We start from the raw sequence: 21689 nt of genomic DNA, 5'->3' as shown, positions 1-21689 counted from the left end.
GTCAGTGGAGGAACGACCGCACGTCGTCGACGTGCCACGCGTTGAGTACGTCCGCGGGCTCGGCCCAGCCTCGCCGGCCGGTGTGGACGCCGTACCTGAGGCTGTCGAAGCCGGCCGGCGAGTGCGCGTCGGTGTCGATGGCGACGGTCGCGCCGGCCTCGATCGCCGTCTTGACGGCGCTGCCAGCGAGGTCCAGTCGTGCCGGGTCGGCGTTGATCTCCAGTGCCGTGCCGTGGTCGGCGGCGACCGTCGCCAGCCGCGATACGTCCACGTCGAGGCCCGGACGGCGGTTGAGGTAGCGACCGGTCGGGTGGCCGACGACGTCGACGGCCGGGTGTCGGGCCGCCGCGACCAGCCGCTCGGTGCCGTCGCCGTCGAGCGCGGCGTGGGGCGAGGCCACCACGAGGTCGAGGTCGGACAGCAGGTCGTCGCCGACCGACACCGTTCCGTCGGCCGCGACGTTGGCCTCGACGCCCGCGAACACGTCGATCGCGGCGTCGTCGGCCGCCGCCCGGATCTCGCCGAGCTGGTCGCGCAGTTCCTCGTCGTCGAGGCCGACGCCGCCGACCATCCCCGGCCCGGTGGCGTGGTCCGTGATCGCGAGGTAGTCGTGGCCGAAGGCGGCCGCTCCCTCGATCATCTCCGCGACGGTGGCGCGGCCGTCCGACCAGGTAGTGTGCGTGTGGAGGTCGCCGCGAATATCGCTCGTCTCGACGAGGTCCGGCAGCTCCCCTTCGACCGCGGCCTCGATCTCGCCGCGGTTCTCTCGGAGTTCTGGGGGGACCCAGTCCATCTCCAGCGGATCGTACATCGACGCTTCGGTCTCGCCGCCGATCTTCTCGCCGGCCCGCTGGTCGTCGTCTTCGACGCCGGCCACGTCGAAGATGCCGTACTCGTTGACCTTCAGGTCGCGCTCGATCGCGCGGTTCCGGACGGCGACGTTGTGGGCCTTGCTCCCGGTGAAGTACTGGAGGGCAGCCCCGAACTCCTCGGGGACGACGACGCGCAGATCGATCCGGACGCCGTCGGCCCGCAGGCTCGCCTTCGTGTCACCGGCCTCGATGACGCTGTCGGCCTCGGGCCAGTCGGTGAACGCCGCGACGACCCGCTCGGCGTCGTCGCTGCCGACCAGCACGTCCACGTCGCCGATCGTCGCCCGCCAGCGTCGCAGCGAGCCCGCGAGCTCGACCGACGCGACCGCGTCGACGGCGTCGAGGTACTCGACGACGCGCTCGCCGTTGGGGCGGGCGTCTCCGAGCAACTGCCGTTCGTGGGCCTCGCGGGCGAAGTCGATACCGTCGAGGATGTTCTGCTCGGTCTTTGCTCCGAACCCCTTCACCGTCTGGATGTCGCCGGCCTCGGCGGCCGCTTCGAGGTCGTCGAGCGTCTCGATCCCCAGTTCCTCGTACAGCGTCCCGGCGGTCTTGGGGCCGACGCCCTCGACGCTGGTGATCGCCGCCATGTCGAGGGGGTACTCCTCGCGCAGCTCGTCGAGTTCCGAGATCGCTCCGGTCTCGACGTACTCGACGACCTTGCTCGCGATGGCGTCGCCGACGCCGTCGATCTCGCCGACGGCGTCCTCGCCCTCCTGGGCGAGGCTCTCCACTGCCTGCGGGTACTCGCGGATGTTCTCCGCGGCGCGGCGGTACGCGCGTGGCTTGTAGTCGACGCCCTTCGCGTCCAGCAGGTCCGCGAAGGCCTCGAACTGCCGGGCGATCTCGTCGTTGCGACTCATCGGCCGCGACTCGCCCTCCCGGTACCGGAGTCGGCGTCTTCGTGGCCCAGCGCCTTCTTGAGGAACTGCATCCAGCGTTTCTTGTCGGCGGCTTCCTTGGCCTGGGCCTCCTGCTCGATGTCGGCCGGGCCGAGCTGTTCGAGGGCGTTCAGCGCCCGGTCGATCCCGATGATCGAGTTCGCGAGGCGCTCTCCCTGCGCGAACGTGATGTCGTCGTCCTCGATGCGCTGTGTGCGCTGGCGGCGCTCGCGTCGGAGGTTGCGCTTGGCGTTCTCGACGCGCTCGCGTTCTCCGGCGGGGATCGTGTCCCGGCGCTTGATCTCGAAGACGAACGACTGGAGTTCGATCGTCTCGCCTTGCACCTCGATCGCTTCGGGGATGTCCACGCCGACCGTCGCGCTCTCCCGGCCGATGCGTTCGAGCAACTGCTCGCGCTCGAAGTCTTTCACGTGGTCGCCTTCGGTCGGGAGGGTCTTACTCGCTTCGCCCGCCGCTGCCCGGACCGCCCTCGTGCCGGCTCGGACACCGGCGGGCTCGTCGCACCGACATAGGGAATGGAGAGAACGACCCAAGGCATAATATCACACACTGGGGACAAACTTTTGCAGCAACTCTCTGCTATAAATACCGGAGTGATCGTATGCTCAAATGCAAAATCTGTGGCGACCGATACGCGAAGCAGTTCGGACAGTGTGCCAAGTGTACTGCAAAGATCGGCGAGAAAAAGAAAAAGAACTGTACCGGTAGCGGCTGTGGGAAGACGATCGTAATACTGCCGGCTGTAACTTCGTGAAGATCTTCGCCACCCAGGGGTGGCGAAATCGTTCACAGATTTACAGCCGGTAGTATAAAAAAGATCACCAAGTCTGCGATCCGGAAGGGCGTCATGGAGACTGTCTGCCCTGGCTGTGGGATCACCGTCGAGTTCAGCGTCGATCTCTGATCGCTTACGTCGAGCCCTCGAACCCCAGCTCGACGGCGCGCGCACGCTCGACGAGGTCGCCGTCGTAGCGGTCGGCCGTCTGTTCGGGGTGGGTCTCGTCGATGGCACGGACCGTCGCGACGGTGTTGGCGAAGTTCTTGTACGTGGCTTCGTCGACCATCTGGCCGTCCAGTACGACCGCGCCCGACCCCTCGGCCTTGGCTTCGACGAAGCGTTCGATCTTGCCCACGTCGCGCTCCAGTTCCTCGGCAGTCGGCATGTGGATGCGGTTGGCCTGGACGGTCTGTTTGGGGTGGAGCGACCACGAGCCGTCGATGCCGATGGTCGCCTCGCGGGTCACCTGGTCGGCGTAGCCCGGTGCGTTGTAGTAGGTCACTCCTGCTCGCTCGTGAAAGAGCTGATCGAAGGGGCCGCCGACGGCGACGAGACCGGCGGCGCTGGCCTCGTTCGAGAGCCGTTCGAGCATCGCGGCCCACTGCGGGCGCTGGCCATCCATCGCGCGCCCGCCCAGCTCTGCGGTGTAGTCCACCGGTCCGAAGATCAGGCCGGTCAGACGCGAGTCCTCGCCCAGCCGTGCGATCTCTCGCAGGTCCGAGAACGCTCGCGCCGTCTCGACGATCACGGAGAGGCCGATCGACCCGTCGTCGTACCCGTACTCGCGTTCGGCCTCGGCGACGGCTGCACGAGCCCGTTCTACGTCGTCTCGTCGACCGACTTTCGGGACGACGACGCCGTCGAGGTGGTCGCCGGCCTCGCCGACGAGGCGGTCGATCTGGTCGACGCCTCGCTCTCGGAAGCTCGGGTCGGCGTAACTCCACTCGACGCGGGGCCAGATCTCGCCGCCGAAGTCGGGGCCGTACTCGGGGAGCCGGTCGATCGTGTTTTCGAGCGCCTCGGCTTTCATCGAGGGCGCGGTGCCGTCCTCGATGTCGGGCGCGAGCCAGTCCGGGGCCTCGAACCCCTCGGCGGTGAGCCCGGAGTCGAGGTACTTCGCCGAGTTCTCGCGCGGGACGGCGGCCGGTGCGGTCTGGAAGGTGCGACAGAGTCGTGTCATTGGTGTCGGCTGTCGATGAGTGCGGTTCGCCGGCCGGAGTAGACCGGGCGGCGGTCCTGGTCGAACGCGACGTGTTCGAAGGTCACTTCGCCGGCTCGCGGCGGACCGGGGTCGGGGTCGGCTTCGAGGACGCGCGTGAAGCCGTAGATCGTGTCTCCAAGCGTCACGAAGTCGTGGAACGATTCGTCGTGATAGGCGCGCTCGCGGTACGTGGCCTCGTCCGAGCGGGCGTGGGCCAGCGCGACCGAGCGGGTCACGTCGCCGTAGGCCACGATATCTCCGGACGGCGAGTCGGCCATAGCGTCGCGGTTGTGGTGCTGGCGGGCCGTGTTCAGCGTCGCCAGCGGGAGCCCGGCCACGAGCTGGTCGTCCATCGTCCGACCGCGCTCGTGGCGGTAGGCGACCGCAGCGTCCGGGTCGTCCCCGACGCGATCGAGCGCCGCCCGAAAGTCCTCGAAGTGGGGGCCGTCGGGGGCGATCAGCGTCGCCGGCAGGGAGTCGTCGGACGCTCCCTCCTCGACCGCCTGTTCGTTGTCGGCCTCCCGCTCGTCGTCGGTCACCTGCCCCCCGTCGGCCGCCGTGGGGGTGCGTCGTGGGACCATGTTCGTCCGCTCGTAGCTGACCAGCACGGCGTCCGTCTCGGCGTCGTAGCCTGCCGTCTGCCAGGTGACGATCCCGTAGTCGGGCCGGGAGTTCGAGGTGGCGGTCGACTCGACGGTCGATCGGGTTCTGATCTCGGTCCCCGGCAGGACGGGCTCGTGGAACCGGAGGTCGGTCCGGCCGAGGAAGTACCCGCCCTTCTCCGAGAGGTCCTCGACGGTCGCGCCCATGACACAGGCGAGCAGGTAGTCCGGGTGGATCGGTGGCTCGGGGAAGTCCCGCTCGCGGGCTGCGTCGGTCCGCCAGTAGGCGGGATCGTGGTTCAGCGTCTGGCCCATCCACCGCTCGGTGCCGGGCCGGTCGAGCACCAGCCCGGGCTCGTGCTCGATGGTCTCGCCGACCTCGAAGCGCTCGAAGTAGTGGCCCTTCTCTCGGGTCTCCGCGCGATCGAGGGCCGACGCGAAGGCGTCGGGATCGGTCCACTCGCTCATCGGCGACCACCGCCCGCCCGGCCGGGACCGGGATCGCGACGCGGGGCGTCCCGTCGCTCGGCGGCGTCGGCCCCGGTCGCTCGTCCGTCCATCCGTGCCACCGTCCGGCGCATCTCGTTGGTAACGATCATGTACCCCTCGTCGAAGCCCATGCCGGGCTTTGCGAGCACCTGCGCTGCGTCGGTCGCCAGCGCGACGTGGGCACAGGCCCGCGCGGAGGTCGCCGTCTCGTTGCAGGTGCCACCGAGATACGCGCGGGTGTCGGTACCCTCGCAGTAGCGGACCGCGCGGGCCGACCGCTGGACGCCGCCCAGATCCGGCGTCTTGATCTGGACCACGTCCGCCGCCTCGTGGTCGACGAAGCGACGAACGTCGTCGAAGGTGTTGCACCACTCGTCGGCGACGACGTCAACCGCGACGCCCGCGTCGGCGAGGGCCTCGCGGAGTTCGGCCATCGCGTGGATCTGATCGGCCCGCCCCGCGGCGTCCATCGGCCCCTCGACCTGCAGCGGGTAGGGGGCCGCCGCCCGTTCGAGCGCCGCGAAGTAGTCGGTGACTTCGGGGCGGTCGTAGGGCGGTCCGAACAGTTCGCCGATCATCCCGTACACGTCGACGTGGAAACGGGGCTCGTACTCTGGGCCTCCGAGGTCGTCCGTGCGTGTCGACAGCCAGTCGAGGTAGTCGAGCAGGCCGTCGCCGTCCGCGCCCATCGCGTCCGTCGAGTTGAACAGGCCGTGGGGCAGGACCGGGACGCCCTTGACGAGCATCTTCTCGGCGTTGGTGTATCGCTCGTCGCCGGACTGGCCGAACACCGGGACGGGCTCCGTGGCCGGTTCCGTGCCCAGCGCCGTCGCGAGCACGTCGGTGGGCGTGCCGCGAGTCGCGTGGGCGGCGGCGTTCAGCAGTGCCTGCGAGACCCCGTAGCGGACGGCCGTGTGCAGGCGGCCGCCCCGGCGAGAGGGCAGCGCTTCGACGGCCGTGACGTTCTCGTCGAAGTGGGTCGCGTCCCGTCCGCGTAGTACGTCGGCGACCTGGCTCTCGACGACCGACACGAACTCCTCGGCCCGAAAGCGGGGGTCGCGGCCCCCGGCCCCGGAGTACTGGACGGCGGCACAGTCGCCTCGCACCCACCGGCCGTCGCCCAGCTGGAGTTCGACGAGCAGACTCTCGCCGGCCTCTCGGATTCGATCGAAGCCGTCGGTCACCGGCTCGCCCTCGTAGGCGAACCCGTCGCGGTTGGCTCCCTGTTTGATCGCGCGCTGGTCGTCGAAGAAAAAGCCGGCGACGCCGGGCGTCGCCCGGACGGACTCAATCCGCATCCGTCTCACCCCGGCGACCGATGAGCTTGCCGTCGCTGATGGCGTCCACGTCGTCGGCGACCATCTGGAACGACTGGGCTCGGCCCTCCCGCTCGGCGCGCTGGCCGAGCTTGTTCTCGTGGATCTCGCGGACCTCGTCGGGCACTGCGAGATCCCCGAACTCGAACATCCGGACGCGGCCGTCGTCGTCGCGGGCCGGCAACACCGCTCCCGCCGCGGCGTCGCTGGGGGCGAAGGGCACGTCCATCGCGCCCGACTCGAAGGCTCGGATCACCCCCTGGGCCAGGTCGCCGTCGCCGTGGCGGTCGATCGCGTCCATCAGCGCGCGCGTCGTCTGTTCGATCAGTCGCTGCTCCTCGTCGACGCCAGCGAGGTCGATGTCCTGTTCGATGGTCATGTCGATGAGCTGCCGCGTCGTCCGCAGGCCCGCGGCGTTGGCCTCCTTGGTCGGAACGCCCTGGAACTCCTGTGGGGACTTGGTGATGACCTTGTCGGGCTTCGCGACCGCCGCCGTGACGCCGCCGAGGCCGATGACGCCGCTGGCACGCGCCTCGTCGGGCGGGAACCCGCCCATCCACTCGTGGAAGACGGTGGTGACCGTCACGTCGTCGGGGAGATGCTCCTCGCCCAGCGCGCGCAGCGCTCGCAGCGCGGCCACGTCCTGGACGACGTTGCCGACCTGGCCGTAGCCAAGCGTCAGCGAGCGCACGCCCTGTGTGGCCGCGAGCAGCCCCTCGACCAGCATCACCGCGATGGCGATGGCCGGCGGGACCAGCGTCCCCGTCAGCGGGCCGAACGGCTCGCGGTTGACGACGACGCCCCGTTCCGCGTAGGCCCCACAGAGGCGGTCGACGAACTGCCAGTGTGTGATCGTCTCCGCCAGGCTGTGGCCCTTCGTGTAGGGGATGTTGTACGAGATGGGGCCGCCCTCGAAGCTCTGGAAGCCACCCGCAAGCGTCACCATCGCCAGCAGGCGCGCGTCGGGCGTGCCGTGGCGCACCTCGATGGGAGTGTCCAGCGCCCGCACGAGCCGGCGACAGTCTTCGACGCCGTGGTTGACCGCGGGGAACCCGTTCAGCGCGTCCTCGTCGCTGTTGCGCGAGGCCGCCAGCCCCTCCTCTGCCTTCTCATACTCGTTGTCGCGGGTGTAGGAGTCGATCGTCGTCGGGAGCAGGTCCGCCCCGCCCTGCTGTTCGAGGTACTGCAACAGCTCGATCTGTGCTTCGAGGCAGGGGACGCCCGCGCGTGGCTGGAGCAGAGGCTGGTCGGCCGACTCCAGCACTGGGGCGAACTGTTTGCCGGCCGGGAGCGACTCATGGAAGGCGATCGCCTCCTCGAAGTCGACCTCGCGGCCGGTGTGCCACTCGTCGCGGAGTTCGTTGGCGAGTCGCTGTAGCTCCTCGCCAGCGAGCCGCTGGTCGCGGGGCATGGTCAGCTGTCGACCCTCGCTCGCTCGGCCTCGCGGGCCGTCAGCTGGAGGTCCTGGCGAAGCGCCGCGATCGCCTCCTGTGGGTCGGTCTCCGCGTCGAAGACGCGGTCGAACCCCATCTCGCGGAAGCGCTCGCGGGTCTGCTCGAACTCGTCCTGACCGACCGCGAGGTTGCCGCCGACGTAGGTACAGACGTCGAGGCCGGCGGCCTCGATCCGGTCGTGAAAGCCCTCACAGTCCTGTCGGGCGTGTCCGTACAGGGAGGAGACCAGTACCGCCTCGGCGTCGTGTGACTGTGCCGCGTCGACGAAGTCCGCCTGCGAGGTCTTGACGCCGAGGTTGACGACGTCGAAGCCTGCGGCCGACAGCGCCTGTTCGAGAATCGTGATACCGACGACGTGAGCGTCGGAGCCGATGACGCCGAGGATGACCGTCCGGGGCATGTGGTAGTGCAGACGAGGCTCCCCACAATAAATGTAATGATCTTTCATGATAATACGTCCTTAAGGAATTCATAATGATTAATCACAAAGATTCATGGCCGTGCCGACCGAGCCACGACGCATGGGTGCCCTCTCGGACCTTCGGGTCCTGGACCTGACACAGGTGTTGGCCGGCCCGTACTGTACGATGTTGCTCGCGGACATGGGCGCGGACGTGGTAAAGATCGAGCGCCCCGGCGGGGACCTGATCCGGTCGAACCCCCCGTACCTCGAAACCGACGACGAGCCCTACGGCGGGTACTTCCAGAGTGTCAACCGCGGCAAGCGGTCGCTGGAACTGGACTTCGGCGACGAGGCCGACCGCGAGGCCTTCCTCTCGCTGGTCGAGCGCGCGGACGTCGTCGTCGAGAACTTCAAGGCCGGAACGATGGAACGGTTCGATCTGGGCTACGAGCGACTCCGCGAGCGTAATCCGTCGCTGGTCTACTCCTCGATCCGTGGCTTCGGCGACCCGCGGACCGGCGAGACGCACCGCCAGGGCCAGCCCTCGTTCGACCTCATCGCCCAGGCGCTGGGCGGAGTCATGGAGATCACCGGCCCCGAGGACGGTCCGCCGACGAAGGTCGGCCCCGGCGTCGGCGACCTCTTTACCGCGGCGCTGAACGCCGTCGGCATCCTCGCTGCGATCCACCACCGCGAGCGCACCGGCGAGGGACAGTACGTCGACACGGCGATGTACGACGCCATGCTCTCGCTGTGTGAGCGGACGATCTACCAGTACTCCTACGACGGCCACGCTCCCACTCGACGGGGCAACTCACACCCCACGCTGTTCCCCTACGACGCCTTCGAAGCGGCCGACGGCTACGTCGTGATCGCCGCCTTCTCGGACGGCCACTGGCGGACGCTCTGTGAGACGATGGACCGTCCGGCGCTGGCCGCCGAGTACCCCGACGCCGCCAGCCGCCGCGACGCGCGGGCGACGCTCCGGGCCGCCATCGCCGACTGGACGCGCGACCGCGAGACCAGCGCCATCGTCGACGCCCTCGACGGCCGCGTCCCCGCCGCGCCGGTCCAGAACACCGCAGACATCTTCGAGGACCCACACGTCGCGGCCCGCGAGATGCTGGCGACGGTCGACCAGCCCGGCACCGACGAGCAGGTGACGATCGCCGGCAGCCCGATCAAGATGACCGAGACCGATCCGCGACCGCGTGGCCGCGCGCCGCTGCTGGACGAACACCGCGAAGAGATACTCGAAGCCGCCGGTAGCGAGTCTGAAGACGGTCGGCGAGCTGGCAGCGACGATTGACTGGCGTCCCGTTCTCGCCGGTCGCTAGCGTCACGAGAGCACTCCGACGAGCAGTATTCCGGTGTTCCAGGCAGTGACGACGACGCCCACCAGCGCCAGCGTCGCGGGGACGGTCGTCGAGTACGGGTGGGGCAACGCTCGCCACACGAGGTAGGTGCCGACGAAGAACGTCGCTTTGATCGGGAGCAAGACCGCGACGCCGTACCGTTCGACGAGCGATGCGACGACTGGGTTCGCCTCGGTCGAGGAGCCAAGCGTCAGGCCGACCCCGGTCGTGAGGAGGTCGCCGATCCCGAAGAAGACCAGTGCCAGCAGCCACAGGCCAGTGGGCGGTTCGAGCACGTCGAGGGGTGGACTGCCGGTCACAGTGTCCATCTCGACGGCAGAGAGACGCCGATCCCGGATAGTTACGTGTCAGCTACCTGTCCGAAGCAGCTGGTTACCCGCCGACGAGCGGTCTGCGAGGTCACGCTGGCGGCGTCCAGTGGTACCGGTAGGCGACGCCGAGGACGGAATCGGGGACGACCAGCTCGACCCCGTCCTCGCGCCCGCTGGCCGACAGCAGAGAGGGCATCCAGAGATCGCCCCCGTCGCGGTCACCGCCGAAGGCCTGCATCGCGTCGACGAACGCCAGCGGGTCGTCCGCGTCGGTCTCGCTGTAGGCCTTGATCGCGCGATCGACCAGATCGACGACGAAGACGTATCCGTCGGCGGCGGCGACGCTCTGGGGCAACAGGAACCGATCGCCGTCGGTGCCGTAGCCGGCCTCGCCGTAGACGTGCCACCCGTCGTCGTCGCGGTACTGGAGCCGGTTGTTGTTCCGGTCGGTGACGTAGGTCGCGCGCTCGCCGACGGCCACGTCGCTGGGGTTCCAGAACTCGCCGCGGTCGTGCCCGAAGCGACCGGCGTCGTCCTCGTATGTGAGTTCCTCGGTCGTCCGGTCGAAGGTCCACCGGAGCAATCGGCCGTTGAAGGAGTCGACCGCGAGCAGGCGCGTCCGGTCGTCGTCGATCCCGTCCGTCGCCAGCCCTCGGGGCAGCTTGCAGTTGTTCCCCCAGATGCCCCAGGTGGCGGCCGACGTGACGTGATCGATCCGGACGCCATCGCGACAGTCGAGGCGGTAGACGGCGATCTGTGGCTCGTCGTTGTCCGTGTCGTAGGTCAGCGAGTAGTCGGCCGCGAAGAGATAGCCCAAGCCGGGCTCGACCGACCAGAACGCCGTTCCGACCGGGAATCGGTTGTGCGAGAGTGGTCGCTGGACCAGCGGTCCGCCGCCGTCGGCGTCGGTCACCTGGAGCCGAGCGTTGTCGGCGTCGACGACGAGCAGTCGCTCGCCGCCCACCGTGGGGACGCCGACGGCCGCGCTGGCGAAGTCCAGTCGCTCGGGCGCGGTGTGGTCGCCGCCGACGCCGGCCAGCCGTCGCTTCGACTCGGAGATCGTCCCCAGATCGTAGGCGGCGACGGTGTGGTCCATCGCCTCGGTGACCAGGACTCGCTCGGTCGTGTCGTCGGTCGCCGCGTAGCCCGGCGAGTCGTAGGGGGCGACCTGCATCGGCGACCCGAACCGCCGGTCGTCTAAGCTCGGCGCGATCGTCGAGGGGACTTCGCTCGTGTGGCCCCGCGCCGTGTCGTACATGTGGACGAAGCCACCGCCTACGTCCGGCACGGCGACGCGCTCGTCGTCGCCGCTGCCCAGCACGGAGACGCCACGGGGCGTGACGTACGATTGCGGGACGATCGGCAGCCCCGTCTCTTCGAAGGGGACGCCAGCGCCGGCCCGGTCACAGCGAAGGACCGTCGCGAAGTACGAGGGGAACGCGCCGGTCCGGCGCAACACGCCCTCACCAGTGTTCGCGATCAGGAGGTTCCCCGCGGTGTCGACGGCCAACCCCTGTGGCCAGTACAGCGGGAGCGCACCGGCGAACTCGGAGTCGACCGACCGGATCGTGTCGACGAGCGTCCCCTCGTCGTCGAAGACCGTGATCCGCGCACGGAGATCGTCGCCCTCGTGGTAGAACTCGTCGGCGACGAACACCCGAAGCCCGTCGTCGTACTCGTAGACTGCGATGCCGTTGGGGTGAAACTGCTCCCCCTCGTCCGGTCGGAAGGTGTCGACGGCGACGACTTCGGGCCGTCGACCGTCGTACTCGTAGGACAGCCGCTGAACCCGGCCGTTGGCCAGGTCCGTCACGAACAGCGCCGGATCGCTCGGGTGGTGGGCGAGCCGAAAGGGAAGTTCGAACGATCCCGGCTCCGATCCGGGTTCGCCGACGGCCGTCAGGCGCTGTTCCAGGGCGCTGTCGAGGACGACGAGCCGACTGTTCGCGGTGTCTGCGACCCACACGTTTCCGCGTGGGTCCTGGCACACGCCGACCGGCGTGGTCAACTGCGGCGAGTCGTCTGCTCGGTCCCCGCTCGTTTCGTACGCGCCGATGGTCGCCTGGTGGCGGAACGGCATTCGTGTTAGTACAACAGAGAATATCGATTGTACTTAGTGTTGCTGTATTAATCCGAACGGCGTCAGCCGGGACCGCTCTCGGGATCGCCGTCCAGTTCGATCGTCACGGTCGTCCGGCCGTCGGTGTGGTCGAAGCCCAGCGTCCCACCGGAACGCTCGACGATCCAGTTGACCAGCCACAGGCCCAGTCCGCTCCCGTGTTCCAGTGGCGTCTCGGACTCCTGGTTCAGCGCCTTGCGCTCACACTCCGGCAGGCCGGGTCCGCCGTCGACCACCGACAGCGAGACGCCGTCCCGGTCGCTCTCGACCTCGACGCGGGCATCACACGTCGCCAGCGCCTCGCCGTGCTCGACGGCGTTGTCCACGAGGTTCTCGACGGCGACGACCAGGTTCGGGTGGGCACGCACCGACAGCGACGACGACCCGTCGGTCTCGATGACCGCGTCGGGGTGCTCGTCTTCGACGGCCGTGACGGCGCGGTCGACGACCTGCTCGACGCGCTGGGTCGTCCGGCCCGCCTCGCTGTCGAGTACCGACTCGATCGCTCTGGCCTTCCTCGCGGTCTCTTCGAGCCGTCTGCCCCGTTCCAGCACCGTGCCGGCCAGCTCCCTGTTCGGCCCTTCCAGTTCCTCCATCACGACCTCGGTGTTGCCCATGATGATCGACAGCTCCGAGCGGAGGTTGTGTCGCAACACGCGAGCGAAGACCTGTCGCAGGAGATCCAGCTCCTCGCGACGACGCTCGCGTTCGGTGATGTCCCGGAGCGTGCCGACCGAGCCGACGAACTCTCCGTCGTCTTCGATCACGCCGACGGTCACCTCGTAGAGACGCTGGATCCCGTTGGCGTCGGCCAGCCAGCTCTCGAAGCTCTCGAAGGTCCGGCTCTCGTCGCCGAGAATCGACTTGAGCGCCCTGTCGCCGCGCTCGCCGCCGGCCTCCGGGAGCAGTTCGTTGATTCGCTCGCCGACGACGGCGTCTTTCTCTCGGCCGAAGAACGACGCCATCGGTTCGTTGAGCAGTTCGATCCGGCCCTCGGCGTCGAGGACGTACATCGGATCTCCGGCGCTCTCGACGAGCGTCTGGTACTGTTCCAGTGCCCGCTCGCGTTCCTTGCGTTCCGTGATGTCCCGAACGACACCCATCAGCCCGGCGTAACTCCCGTCTTCGGACGGCAACAGCGTGTAGTGGATCGACACCTCAAGGCGGGTGCCCGCCCGGTCGAGGAAGGTCATGTCGACGGTGGCGCTCTCCTCGTCGGTGCGTTCGAGGTGGCGCAGCGTCCGCTGGCCCTTCTCTAGCTCGCCCTCCGCCAGCGTCGTCGAGGCGTGCCGGCCGATGATCTCGGTCCGCTCGTAGCCCAGCATCTCGGCGAACGACTCGTTGCAGAAGTCGATCACGCCGTTCTCGTCCAGGGTGTAGAGCCCGTCCTGTGCCTGTTCGACCAGCAGGTCCAGCAGCTCCAGTCGCGCCTCGCGCTGTACCTGTGGCGTCACGTCGCGAAACACTTCGAGGCGCAACGAGCCGACGCTGTCTGGCAGCTCGTGTGCCGAGTGGCTGAAGTGACGTGTCTCGTCGTCGGTCGGCAGTTCAACGACGGTCTCGCTGGTCGCGTCGACCCCTCGCTGGGCTCTGGTCACGGTCCGTATAGCGCTCGGTCTGTCCCCCAGCAGCGCCACGAGCCGCTCGTAGAAGCCACCCGAGTCCGCCGCGGCGTCGACGGGGAAGACCGTCTCGAACGGCTCGCTGGCCCAGCAGATCGTCCCGTCGGGCTCGACGAGGAACTGGTACCCCTCGCAGGCGGCGTCGTCGTCGACCCGCGCCAGCGCCTGTGCCAGCGCGTACTCGCTCTTCTCTTCTCGCTCGCTGACGAGCCCGACGACCTTCTCGATCAGGAACGGGGCGGTGTCGCCCGGGTCGCCCCTGTCGACCAGCGTGTCGACGACGTCGAGCAGTTCGTCGGACACGTTCGCCGGGTCCGTCTCGGTGTAGAGGACGACGGGCAAGGTCTGGATCTGGCGCACCTGTTCGTGGATGTGCTCGCTCAGCGAGCCGTCGATCACGACACAGTCGATGGTTCTGGCTTCGGCGACCGTCCGGATCCGTCGGCGGTCGGTCGTCCACGCGACCGAGATCGGGGCGTCGGCGTCCTTGGCCGCTTCGCTGATCGCTCCGGACGACGATCGGTCCCCGATACACAGCACGTCGATCCGTCCGTCGACGGCGTCTCCGTTCCCCCCTCCCGCGGCTCGCTGCTGTCCCATTCTTTTTGTCACCCTCGCTGCCCTAAGTACTACCGTAGCGTCCTTGCAACAGTATAAAGATTCGTGTACTACTGGAAATCTGTCACACGAACGAAACCGACAGGTCCTCGTCGGCGCGGGAAGATCCGGACGTTCAAACGGAGGGACGACGAAGGCCGGTGTAATGGGAGACTCGGCGGCCGACGAACGTGGCTGGGAGGAGTACTTCGCGTTCGACGAGCCGTACGCGAACCAGGGCGACGCCATCGAGCGCGCGATCGAGGCCGGCCAGGCGCGGGGCTACCTCGCGATGGAGGGGCCCTGTGGCACCGGCAAGACGATGGCGGCCCTGACGGCCGGCGCACACCTGCTCGACGCCGGCCACTACGAGCGGATCGTCGTCGTGACGCCGGTCAAACAGCAACTCCAGCAGTTCGTCACCGACCTGCGCGCGATGAACGCCGGACTGGACGAGCCACTGCGTGGCATCTCGCTGGTCGGCAAGCGCGACCTCTGTCCGTACGGGCGCGAAGGTATCTTCCCCGAGGACGGCTCCGTCCACGACCGCTGTGAAGACCTGCGCGAGAACACGGCACGGCTCGTCGAGGCCGAGGGCGACGGCACCGACCACGCGCCGGCCAGCGCCGCCATCGAGGCGGAACTGGGCGACGACGAGCAGTGGTGGGACCCACAGATCGCCAGCGACCTCGCGGCGGCGGCCCGACCGGACGCCCGCGACCAGCAGCGCCTCGGCGAGGGCACGCTGGGGACCGCCGGTGCCGACTCCCCGTACCGCCCCAGCCAGCCCGCCGCGCCCGAGGAGATCGCCGAGAGCGACGATCCGCCGCTGTACTGCCCGTTCGAGGCCGACTGGTACGCCCGCAACACCGGCTCGCCGATCGACTTCGGCGTCGGGGAACACAGCGTCGTCACGGCCGAGGAGTACCTCCCCGCGTCGGTTGAGTACGGCACCTGTCCACACCGCGCGATGAGCGTCCTGCTGGAGGCCGCCGACGTGGTGATCGGCAACTACAACCACCTGTTCGACCCACAGACCCGTCCGCTCCTCGCCTCGATCCTCGACGAGGACACGTTCGTGGTCGTCGACGAGGCCCACCGGCTCGAAGAGCGCGTCCGGGACCTGCTCTCGGACCGCGTCGGGAGCCAGACGCTCACACAGGCCAGCAACGACCTCAACTTCCTGCTCCAGCGGGCTCGCCAGACCGACGACCACCGGCAGCAAGTCGAGGAGGTGCTCGCCGCACGCGAGGTCCCGCTGGCGGCCGTCGAGCAGGCCCAGCAGTTCTACGACGACGTGCTGGACTGGCTCGACGACCGGGTTCGGTCCTACCTCGACGGCGAGTTCGAGGGGTGGCGCACCGACCCCGACCAGCTCCCCCAGCGCGACCACGAAATTCCGCTGCGAGACCCGGAGACCGTCGAACAAGACGCCCTGACCGAGTGGGCCGAGCGCGAGGGGTACGACGGCGGTCTGTGGCGCTCGCTCCCGAAGATCGGCGCGGCGGTCGAAGAGGCAATCGACACGCTGGGGCTCGCACGGACGCCGGTCTGTGCCGCCGTCGGGACGATCGCGGGCCAGTGGTGGGAGCGCGACCACGCCGGCTTCCTCCGCGAGATCGAACTGGAACACGCGCCCGCCGACGAGCGCCACGTCGACGCCGACTACGAGGTCGCGTACACCGCCGGGCTGCTGTGTTACAACTGCATGCCCTCGACGGCGCTTCGCAACGTCTTCGACGACCTGGGCGGGGGCGTCCTGATGAGTGCGACGCTCGAACCGCTGGACGTGTTCCAGCACGTCTCCGGGCTCTCTTTCCTCCGTGACGGCGGCCAGGACCGAGATCCTCGCTTCGTCAAGGCCGCGACCTACGGGCTGACCTTTCCCCCGGACAACCGCGCGTCGTATCTCGTGGACTGTCGCCCCTTCACGGCCCGCAACCGCGGCGATCCCGAGTCGATGCGACCGCTTGGCGATGCCTGGAACCCGACCCGCGACGAGTACGCTCACGCCCTGCGAGCCCTGGCGCGCTCGCCGGGTAACGTCCTCGTAGCGATGCCGAACTACCGGGAGGCCGCGTGGGCCGGCGCGTACCTCGACGACGCCGTCGACAAGCCGGTCCTCGTCGACGAGTCGTCCAGCAACGACGCGACGAACCGCCTCAAGCAGCGCTTCTACGACGGGCCGGGCAAGGTGCTCGTCACCAGCGCACGGGGCACGCTCACCGAGGGCGTCGACTACGACGGCGAGAAGCTCTCGACCTGTGCCGTCGTCGGCATCCCGCTGGTCAACATCGGCTCGCCGCGGGTCCGGGGGGTCAAGCGGGCCTACGGCGACGCCTTCGGCGACGACGTGGCCTTCGAGTACGCCCTGACCGTGCCCGCGGTCCGGCGCGCCCGCCAGGCCATCGGGCGGGTGATCCGCGGGGCCGAGGAGGTCGGCGTCCGAGCCTTCGTCGGCCGGCGTTACTGTCCCGAGGCACGCCACTCCGTCTACGAGTTCCTGCCGGAGAACGAACGCGAGGAGTTCACGCAGCTGACCCCCGAGTTCCTGGCCGACCAGCTCGACCGTTTCTGGGACCGCCCGTAGCCCGTGGCCGACGTATTTGGGCCACCGGTCCGTACTGCCACCATGAGCGACTCACGAGCAGAGCGTGCGCGGGCAGCGTTCTGGCGTCGCCACGCGAACCCCAAGAGCGGCTGGTCGCGCGTTCCCACCGGCCCCGTGATCGTGTACGCGATCTACCGGCGCGACCGGCGACTGCTCGCGGCGGCGCTCGTCTGGACGGTGCTCAACCCGGTCCTGTTCTCGCCGCCCGAGACCGACGACGCCTGGATGACCCGTGCGGTCCTCGCCGAACGGTGGTGGATCGACGACGAGCAGCGCCAGACGATCGGGCTGGCCTACCCCAACGTGTGCAACGCCGTCGGTGCCTCGGCCTTTGGGTACGCGCTGTACGCCGCGTGGCGACGCCGCCCGACGACGGCCGCGGCTGCGACGGCGCTGGGCGTCGCGCTGAAGTTCTGGTGGCTCGGCGTGCTGGTGCGACGCTACGACGCGCGAGCGACCCGCGAGTCGTCGGACCGTCCCTCGACTGGCACTGCCGACGGGTTCAGGCGTCCACGGGACAGCCGTTGATCTGCCCGCCGCGCATGCCGTCGGCCAGCCAGTACGTCGACAGGACGACGACCAGCAGTGCCACCACGGCGAATTCGAGGCCGTCGAGGGGGAGCCACAGCAGCGAGGTCGAGACGCCGACCAGCGACAACAGTCCCAGCAAGATCGCCGAGCCACAGGCCGCACAGCCGGCCCCGAGCGCGCCAAGCACCGCCCCGAGGACGCTCGTTCCGCCCTGCTGGAGCGAGAGGCCGTGTTCTCGGAAGTGGTAGGCCACCATCGCGACGTTGACCCCCAGCGTGGCGGCGACGACCACGAGCAGGCCGCCCTGGAGCGGCGTGAAGGCGGTGCCGACGAAGGGATAGAGGCTCACGAGAAGCTCGACTTTCGACCCCGTGGAGATGGGCAGCGAGAGCGTGTCGACGACCAGCGAGACGTTCAGCGACAGCGAGAAGGCGGTCAGTCCCGCACCCGTGGCGGCGAGAGCGACCGCGGCGTAGGCGGGGATCGTCACGACGAGCCGGGCAGTGCGTCCCATCAGTCGCCAGTCGGCCCGGCGCGTCGGTAGCGAGACCATCATCCCAGCAGGACGTTCTCGAAGACCGTGAAGTCCTGGGCTCCGTTGACCGTCGTCTGGTACTCGCCGTCTCGGAACAGGTAGAACGTCGGCGTCCCCGACGCGCCAGCGGCCTGTCCGGCGTCGTAGTCGGTCTGGACCGCCTCGGCGGTGGCGTCTTCGCTCACCGCTGTGACGACCGCCGATCCGTCCACGTCGGTCGCGTCGTCGAGGTACGAGCGGGTGCGATCGAGGACGTTGTCCGTCGAGAACTGCCCCTGCTGGTCGAAGTAGTGTGCCTTCAGGTCCCAGACGGCCGCCGGGTCGCGAGCGAACGTCGCCTCCAGCGCCCGAGTCGCCGGGCCACCCCACTCGTAGACGACGGGATACCCCCGGAAGACGTAGGCCACGTCGCCGGGCGCGAGCAGTTCGGACTCGATCTGTGGAAACGTGTTCTGGTTGAACCGCCGGCAGGTCGGACAGGAGGGGTCCTCGAAGGCGACGATGACCCCCTGCCGGCTCCGGTCTCCGAGCGTCGGCTGGTCGTTGATCCCCGTCGCCGACGGGTGATCGAAGTCCACGTCGCTGCTCCCGCTGGTCATCAGCTCCCGGTCGGTCGGAGTGGCGTCGGCGTCGGTGTTGGCGTCACCGCCGACACAGCCCGCCGTCCCGGCCATCAGTCCGGCGGTCCCACCGAGCAGCCGCCGCCGCGTCAGATCGTCCATGGGCGGGTGTTGGAGCCGTAGCGTATATCCTTTGGCCGGAAGTCCGCTCGGCGCGCACACGACTGGTGACTGCCGGCAACAGTGTGGCGATGCGGAAAACATATATGCAATCGTGTGAGTGAAATAATAGATGCCCGAGTGCCAGAACTGCGGAGAGTTCGTAACAGAGCAGTACGTTCGGGTCTTCACGCCCGAAGGACACGACGGGCCACGGGTCTGCCCCTACTGCGAGGACAAGCTTCGTGACGGCGCAGACGTGCGCGAAGCGCGCTCCTCTCGGCAGTAGCCCGGTCCGTTTTTCCCAGGTCCCCGCGAGTCACAGCCGTCGTTCGAGTCACTACCCAGTCGACAGTCTCAAGGACGGAACGGCGTACCTCCACGTATGAGCGAACTCGACGTCGAGACGGTCGAAGAGATCGACGCGCCGACCGGTGTCGACGCGCCGGACTACGTCCTCTATGGCGGCAAAGGCGGCGTCGGCAAGACCACCTGTGCCGCGGCCACGGCGCTGGCGAGCGCCCGCGACGGCACGGCGACGCTGGTCGTCTCGACCGACCCGGCACACTCTCTGTCGGACACGCTCGGGACCGAGATCCCCGCCGAGCCCGCCCGGATCCGCGAGGACCTCCCGCTGTACGCCGCCGAGATCGACCCGGAGGCCGCCGTCGGTGAGGGGCCGCTGGGGATGGACGCCGATCTCGGCGGTCTCGAACAGTTGCTGGGCGGCGATGACGCGAACCCGCTCGCGGGATCGATGCCGGGTTCCGACGAGGCCGCGGCCATGCGCCTGCTCTTGCAGTACATGGACGACGACCGCTTCGAGCGCGTGGTCGTCGACACCGCGCCGACCGGCCACACGCTTCGCCTGCTGGAACTGCCCGAGGCCATGGACTCGATGCTCGGCAAGTTGCTGACGCTCAAAGAGCGCATGTCGGGCATGCTGGAGGGACTGGGCGGGATGTTCGGCGACGACGCGGACCAGGAGGAGATGGAGCGCGACCTCCAGGCGATGCGCGAGCAGATCGAACAGCTCCGGGCGATCTTGCGCGATCCCGAGAAGACCGACTTCCGGGTCGTGATGGTGCCCGAAGAGCTCTCGGTGATGGAGTCCGAGCGGCTGCTAGACCGGCTGGACGCTTTCGGTATCCCGGCGGGAACCCTCGTCGTCAACCGCGTGTTACAGGACCTCGACAGCGTCGTCGACACGGAACTGCCGGACGACTACGTCGGTCCGAACCACGACGACTGCGAGTTCTGTGCCCGTCGGTGGTCCGTCCAGCAGGACGCGCTGGCCCGCTCTCAGGACCTCTTCCGGGGCCACGAGGTCCGGCGCGTGCCGCTGCTGGCCGAGGAAGTTCAGGGGGAGGAACTGCTGGAAGTCGTCGCGGCCTGCCTGGACTAGGCGCTCTCGCTCCGGTAGATGTCGTCCGAGCGGTCGTATTCGAGCGTCGCTCGCACGTTCTCGGCGACGCCTGCGCCCCACTCGCGTTCGACGAGCCACAGCGCGAGATCGATGCCGGCGGTGACGCCGCCGGCAGTGAGCACGTCGCCGTCGTCGACGACGCGCGCGTCGACCACCGTCGCGTCCGTGGCGGCGAGGTCCGACAGCGCGCTGGCGTGGGTCACTGCCGGGCGGCCCTCGAGGAGTCCGGCACGGGCGAGTACCATCGCACCGGTACAGACTGCGGCGACCGTCGAGCCGGCGGCGTGACAGTCCGCGACGAGGGCCGGGACGACGCCGCGTTCGACGGCCGCTCTGACGCCCCCAGCGGTCCCGCTGGCCCAGCGCCCGCCCGGCACGAGCAGGTAGTCTGGTGGGTCCTCGGCGTCGAGCGTGCCGTGGGGCACGATCTCGGTGCCCTTGCTCGCGGTCACGCTCTCGGTCGGTGTCGCGGTCACGAGCGCCACGTCGGAGAGAGCGATATCGCTCTCTGTGGCTCTCGCCAGTACGTCGTACGGACCGACGGCGTCGAGCGATTCGACCCCGTCGAACAGGAGCACGGCAGCGTCGGCCATACCGACACGACGTGCCCGAGTCGCAAAAACGCCGCGTCGGTCAGACGAGCTTCCGCAGGAGGGCGACCGCCAGGTCCCGCCAACGACCCGGGAGGTGGCTGGCGAGGGTGGCGACGCGAGCGAACTGGCCGACGGGGTACCGCGGTTGTGGGTCGGTGGTCACGGCGGCGTCGCGGATCGTGTGCGCGACCGTTTCGGGCGAGACCGACACCGCGTTCTCGCTGACCAGCGCGGTGTCCTCGTAGAGGTCGTAGAGCCACCCGTACGCGCCCGAGGGTTCCGTGTCGGCCATCGCCTCGCTCGCCCGGTCGACGAAGCTCGTCTCCACCGGCCCGGGCTCGACCAGGACCACGTCGACGCCGAAGTCGGCGACCTCGGCCCGCAGCGAGTCGCTCATCGCTTCGAGGGCGAACTTCGAGCCGGCGTAGGCTCCGGCCCCCGGCGTCGCGATCCGGCCGTTGACGCTGGAGACGTTGACGATCGTGCCGTCCTCGCGGTCCCGCATGTGGGGCAGGACTTCCCGCGTGAGTCTGTGGGGGCCGTAGACGTTCACGTCGAACTGCTCGTGGAGCTGTGCCGTCGTCACGTCTTCGAGGGGGCCATACTGGCCGTAGCCCGCGTTGTTGACCAGACAGTCGATGCGGCCCTCGGCTCCGACGACCGTCTCGACGACCCGCTCGCACTCGCGGGCGTTGGTCACGTCGAGTTCGGCCGTCTTCGCACCCGAGTCGGCGAGACTGGCCACGTCGGCCTCGTTCCGGGCCGTCGCCCACACCTGCCAGTCGTCTGCGAGAAACGCCTCGGCCGTCGCCTGCCCGATGCCAGAGGAGGCACCCGTTATCAGCGCCGTCTTCGTCATGTCGGCAGCCTCGCCCCCCTGATAGTTAACCTTCCCGTCACCGGCCGGCCGCTCCGTCGGTCGCCGCCGACTCGTGTTCCTCGTGGAGCTGGAGCGCCCGGACGATCACGTACAGCAGGACGATGGCGGCCCCGACCGCGAGGACGAACTGTGCGATCACCGAGAACAGCAATCCGAGCCCGCCGCCCAGCCACAGCCCCAGCGTCGCCGGGACGATCGCCACGGCGACGAACACCAGGATGAGCGCGCTGATGGGGACCGCTTCGCGGATGATCGCGTCGGTGTCGAGGCCGCCGGCCGCGTCGACGAACGGTCGTTGGAGGGACATACACGCGGCTTCCGGCGACTGGCACATCAGTCTCACGGAACGGTC

Annotated in this window: 20 protein-coding genes; 5 read left to right on the top strand and 15 right to left on the bottom strand. The window is 68.9% G+C overall.

What is annotated here, in order from left to right:
- Position 1: 1 nt before the first annotated feature.
- The 7 genes from polX to glmS all read right to left on the bottom strand — a co-directional run bounded on the left by polX (position 2) and on the right by glmS (position 8014).
- Entirely contained in the window at positions 2–1735 is a 1734-nt protein-coding gene (polX, locus tag AC5FRZ_RS11920) for a DNA polymerase/3'-5' exonuclease PolX (protein WP_493564683.1), read from the bottom strand.
- Positions 1732–2184 carry a DUF5788 family protein gene (locus tag AC5FRZ_RS11915; RefSeq protein WP_153553998.1) on the bottom strand — a complete coding sequence of 151 codons (453 nt, stop codon included), beginning with the start codon at positions 2182–2184 and terminating at the stop codon, positions 1732–1734. The genes polX and AC5FRZ_RS11915 overlap by 4 nt, the downstream gene beginning before the upstream one ends.
- Positions 2185–2682: 498 nt before the next feature.
- The gene (gene citE / locus AC5FRZ_RS11910) at positions 2683–3732 is read right to left on the bottom strand and encodes an L-malyl-CoA/beta-methylmalyl-CoA lyase (protein WP_493564682.1); all 1050 of its coding nucleotides are present in this window, start codon (positions 3730–3732) and stop codon (positions 2683–2685) included.
- A complete protein-coding gene (gene mch / locus AC5FRZ_RS11905) occupies positions 3729–4823 on the bottom strand; it encodes a 2-methylfumaryl-CoA hydratase (protein WP_493564681.1) in 1095 nt (364 codons plus the stop codon). The genes citE and mch overlap by 4 nt, the downstream gene beginning before the upstream one ends.
- Positions 4820–6142 carry a methylaspartate ammonia-lyase gene (locus AC5FRZ_RS11900; protein ID WP_170094988.1) on the bottom strand — a complete coding sequence of 441 codons (1323 nt, stop codon included), beginning with the start codon at positions 6140–6142 and terminating at the stop codon, positions 4820–4822. Before AC5FRZ_RS11900 ends, mch begins: the two co-directional genes overlap by 4 nt.
- On the bottom strand, positions 6132–7571 hold the full coding sequence (locus AC5FRZ_RS11895) for a methylaspartate mutase subunit E (protein WP_493564680.1): 1440 nt from the start codon (positions 7569–7571) through the stop codon (positions 6132–6134). Before AC5FRZ_RS11895 ends, AC5FRZ_RS11900 begins: the two co-directional genes overlap by 11 nt.
- Before the next feature lie 2 nt (positions 7572–7573).
- The gene (gene glmS / locus AC5FRZ_RS11890; protein WP_153553993.1) at positions 7574–8014 is read right to left on the bottom strand and encodes a methylaspartate mutase subunit S; all 441 of its coding nucleotides are present in this window, start codon (positions 8012–8014) and stop codon (positions 7574–7576) included.
- 121 nt (positions 8015–8135) lie between these two features.
- Here glmS and mct point away from each other — a divergent pair, with 121 nt between their 5' ends.
- The gene (gene mct, locus AC5FRZ_RS11885) at positions 8136–9326 is read left to right on the top strand and encodes a succinyl-CoA:mesaconate CoA-transferase (protein ID WP_493564679.1); all 1191 of its coding nucleotides are present in this window, start codon (positions 8136–8138) and stop codon (positions 9324–9326) included.
- A 30-nt stretch (positions 9327–9356) separates the two neighbouring features.
- On the opposite strand, the gene AC5FRZ_RS11880 is transcribed toward mct, so the two are convergent.
- From AC5FRZ_RS11880 to AC5FRZ_RS11870, 3 genes are all read right to left on the bottom strand, one after another.
- Positions 9357–9701 (bottom strand): DUF5658 family protein, encoded by a 345-nt coding sequence (locus AC5FRZ_RS11880; RefSeq protein WP_170094985.1) that lies wholly within the window; start codon positions 9699–9701, stop codon positions 9357–9359.
- A 91-nt stretch (positions 9702–9792) separates the two neighbouring features.
- Positions 9793–11784: an NHL repeat-containing protein gene (locus AC5FRZ_RS11875; RefSeq protein ID WP_493564678.1), complete on the bottom strand. Its 1992-nt coding sequence runs from the start codon at positions 11782–11784 to the stop codon at positions 9793–9795.
- A gap of 62 nt (positions 11785–11846) precedes the next feature.
- Positions 11847–14045 carry a PAS domain-containing protein gene (locus tag AC5FRZ_RS11870; RefSeq protein ID WP_170094983.1) on the bottom strand — a complete coding sequence of 733 codons (2199 nt, stop codon included), beginning with the start codon at positions 14043–14045 and terminating at the stop codon, positions 11847–11849.
- 163 nt (positions 14046–14208) lie between these two features.
- Here AC5FRZ_RS11870 and AC5FRZ_RS11865 point away from each other — a divergent pair, with 163 nt between their 5' ends.
- On the top strand, positions 14209–16632 hold the full coding sequence (locus tag AC5FRZ_RS11865) for a helicase C-terminal domain-containing protein (protein WP_493564677.1): 2424 nt from the start codon (positions 14209–14211) through the stop codon (positions 16630–16632).
- A 42-nt stretch (positions 16633–16674) separates the two neighbouring features.
- Complete coding sequence (locus AC5FRZ_RS11860; protein WP_493564676.1) at positions 16675–17181, top strand: DUF6653 family protein; 507 nt, start codon at positions 16675–16677, stop codon at positions 17179–17181.
- Here AC5FRZ_RS11860 and AC5FRZ_RS11855 read toward each other — a convergent pair.
- Positions 17156–17740: a hypothetical protein gene (locus AC5FRZ_RS11855; RefSeq protein WP_153553986.1), complete on the bottom strand. Its 585-nt coding sequence runs from the start codon at positions 17738–17740 to the stop codon at positions 17156–17158. The genes AC5FRZ_RS11860 and AC5FRZ_RS11855 overlap by 26 nt on opposite strands.
- Positions 17737–18441: a DsbA family protein gene (locus tag AC5FRZ_RS11850; protein ID WP_493564675.1), complete on the bottom strand. Its 705-nt coding sequence runs from the start codon at positions 18439–18441 to the stop codon at positions 17737–17739. Before AC5FRZ_RS11850 ends, AC5FRZ_RS11855 begins: the two co-directional genes overlap by 4 nt.
- Before the next feature lie 130 nt (positions 18442–18571).
- Between AC5FRZ_RS11850 and AC5FRZ_RS11845 the strand changes: the two genes are divergently transcribed.
- Both AC5FRZ_RS11845 and AC5FRZ_RS11840 read left to right on the top strand, forming a co-directional pair.
- Positions 18572–18727 (top strand): DUF7563 family protein, encoded by a 156-nt coding sequence (locus AC5FRZ_RS11845; RefSeq protein WP_015763918.1) that lies wholly within the window; start codon positions 18572–18574, stop codon positions 18725–18727.
- 96 nt (positions 18728–18823) lie between these two features.
- On the top strand, positions 18824–19843 hold the full coding sequence (locus AC5FRZ_RS11840) for an ArsA family ATPase (protein WP_208626568.1): 1020 nt from the start codon (positions 18824–18826) through the stop codon (positions 19841–19843).
- Here the strand turns inward: AC5FRZ_RS11840 and AC5FRZ_RS11835 are convergent.
- The 3 genes from AC5FRZ_RS11835 to AC5FRZ_RS11825 are packed head-to-tail and all read right to left on the bottom strand — an operon-like array spanning position 19840 to position 21644.
- The gene (locus AC5FRZ_RS11835) at positions 19840–20457 is read right to left on the bottom strand and encodes a DJ-1/PfpI family protein (RefSeq protein WP_493564674.1); all 618 of its coding nucleotides are present in this window, start codon (positions 20455–20457) and stop codon (positions 19840–19842) included. The two genes, AC5FRZ_RS11840 and AC5FRZ_RS11835, sit on opposite strands and share 4 nt — an antisense overlap.
- 40 nt (positions 20458–20497) lie before the next feature.
- Positions 20498–21316: an SDR family oxidoreductase gene (locus AC5FRZ_RS11830; protein WP_493564673.1), complete on the bottom strand. Its 819-nt coding sequence runs from the start codon at positions 21314–21316 to the stop codon at positions 20498–20500.
- Positions 21317–21353: 37 nt separating this feature from the next.
- Positions 21354–21644, bottom strand: a complete 291-nt coding sequence (locus AC5FRZ_RS11825; RefSeq protein ID WP_372480538.1) for a hypothetical protein — start codon at positions 21642–21644, stop codon at positions 21354–21356.
- Between the last annotated feature and the right edge of the window lie 45 nt (positions 21645–21689).

It is taken from the genome of Halomicrobium sp. HArcht1-1, from assembly GCF_058933285.1.
This window is presented reverse-complemented; position numbering and strand designations above follow the sequence as displayed.

Excerpts from the sequence above, each read along its gene's own strand:
- polX (WP_493564683.1), bottom strand. The coding sequence starts at position 1,735 with ATGAGTCGCAACGACGAGATCGCCCGGCAGTTCGAGGCCTTCGCGGAC.
- citE (WP_493564682.1), bottom strand. The coding sequence starts at position 3,732 with ATGACACGACTCTGTCGCACCTTCCAGACCGCACCGGCCGCCGTCCCG.
- mch (WP_493564681.1), bottom strand. The coding sequence starts at position 4,823 with ATGAGCGAGTGGACCGATCCCGACGCCTTCGCGTCGGCCCTCGATCGC.
- AC5FRZ_RS11900 (WP_170094988.1), bottom strand. The coding sequence starts at position 6,142 with ATGCGGATTGAGTCCGTCCGGGCGACGCCCGGCGTCGCCGGCTTTTTC.
- AC5FRZ_RS11895 (WP_493564680.1), bottom strand. The coding sequence starts at position 7,571 with ATGCCCCGCGACCAGCGGCTCGCTGGCGAGGAGCTACAGCGACTCGCC.
- glmS (WP_153553993.1), bottom strand. The coding sequence starts at position 8,014 with ATGCCCCGGACGGTCATCCTCGGCGTCATCGGCTCCGACGCTCACGTC.
- mct (WP_493564679.1), top strand. The coding sequence starts at position 8,136 with ATGGGTGCCCTCTCGGACCTTCGGGTCCTGGACCTGACACAGGTGTTG.
- AC5FRZ_RS11880 (WP_170094985.1), bottom strand. The coding sequence starts at position 9,701 with ATGGACACTGTGACCGGCAGTCCACCCCTCGACGTGCTCGAACCGCCC.
- AC5FRZ_RS11875 (WP_493564678.1), bottom strand. The coding sequence starts at position 11,784 with ATGCCGTTCCGCCACCAGGCGACCATCGGCGCGTACGAAACGAGCGGG.
- AC5FRZ_RS11870 (WP_170094983.1), bottom strand. The coding sequence starts at position 14,045 with ATGGGACAGCAGCGAGCCGCGGGAGGGGGGAACGGAGACGCCGTCGAC.
- AC5FRZ_RS11865 (WP_493564677.1), top strand. The coding sequence starts at position 14,209 with ATGGGAGACTCGGCGGCCGACGAACGTGGCTGGGAGGAGTACTTCGCG.
- AC5FRZ_RS11860 (WP_493564676.1), top strand. The coding sequence starts at position 16,675 with ATGAGCGACTCACGAGCAGAGCGTGCGCGGGCAGCGTTCTGGCGTCGC.
- AC5FRZ_RS11855 (WP_153553986.1), bottom strand. The coding sequence starts at position 17,740 with ATGATGGTCTCGCTACCGACGCGCCGGGCCGACTGGCGACTGATGGGA.
- AC5FRZ_RS11850 (WP_493564675.1), bottom strand. The coding sequence starts at position 18,441 with ATGGACGATCTGACGCGGCGGCGGCTGCTCGGTGGGACCGCCGGACTG.
- AC5FRZ_RS11845 (WP_015763918.1), top strand. The coding sequence starts at position 18,572 with ATGCCCGAGTGCCAGAACTGCGGAGAGTTCGTAACAGAGCAGTACGTT.
- AC5FRZ_RS11840 (WP_208626568.1), top strand. The coding sequence starts at position 18,824 with ATGAGCGAACTCGACGTCGAGACGGTCGAAGAGATCGACGCGCCGACC.
- AC5FRZ_RS11835 (WP_493564674.1), bottom strand. The coding sequence starts at position 20,457 with ATGGCCGACGCTGCCGTGCTCCTGTTCGACGGGGTCGAATCGCTCGAC.
- AC5FRZ_RS11830 (WP_493564673.1), bottom strand. The coding sequence starts at position 21,316 with ATGACGAAGACGGCGCTGATAACGGGTGCCTCCTCTGGCATCGGGCAG.
- AC5FRZ_RS11825 (WP_372480538.1), bottom strand. The coding sequence starts at position 21,644 with ATGTCCCTCCAACGACCGTTCGTCGACGCGGCCGGCGGCCTCGACACC.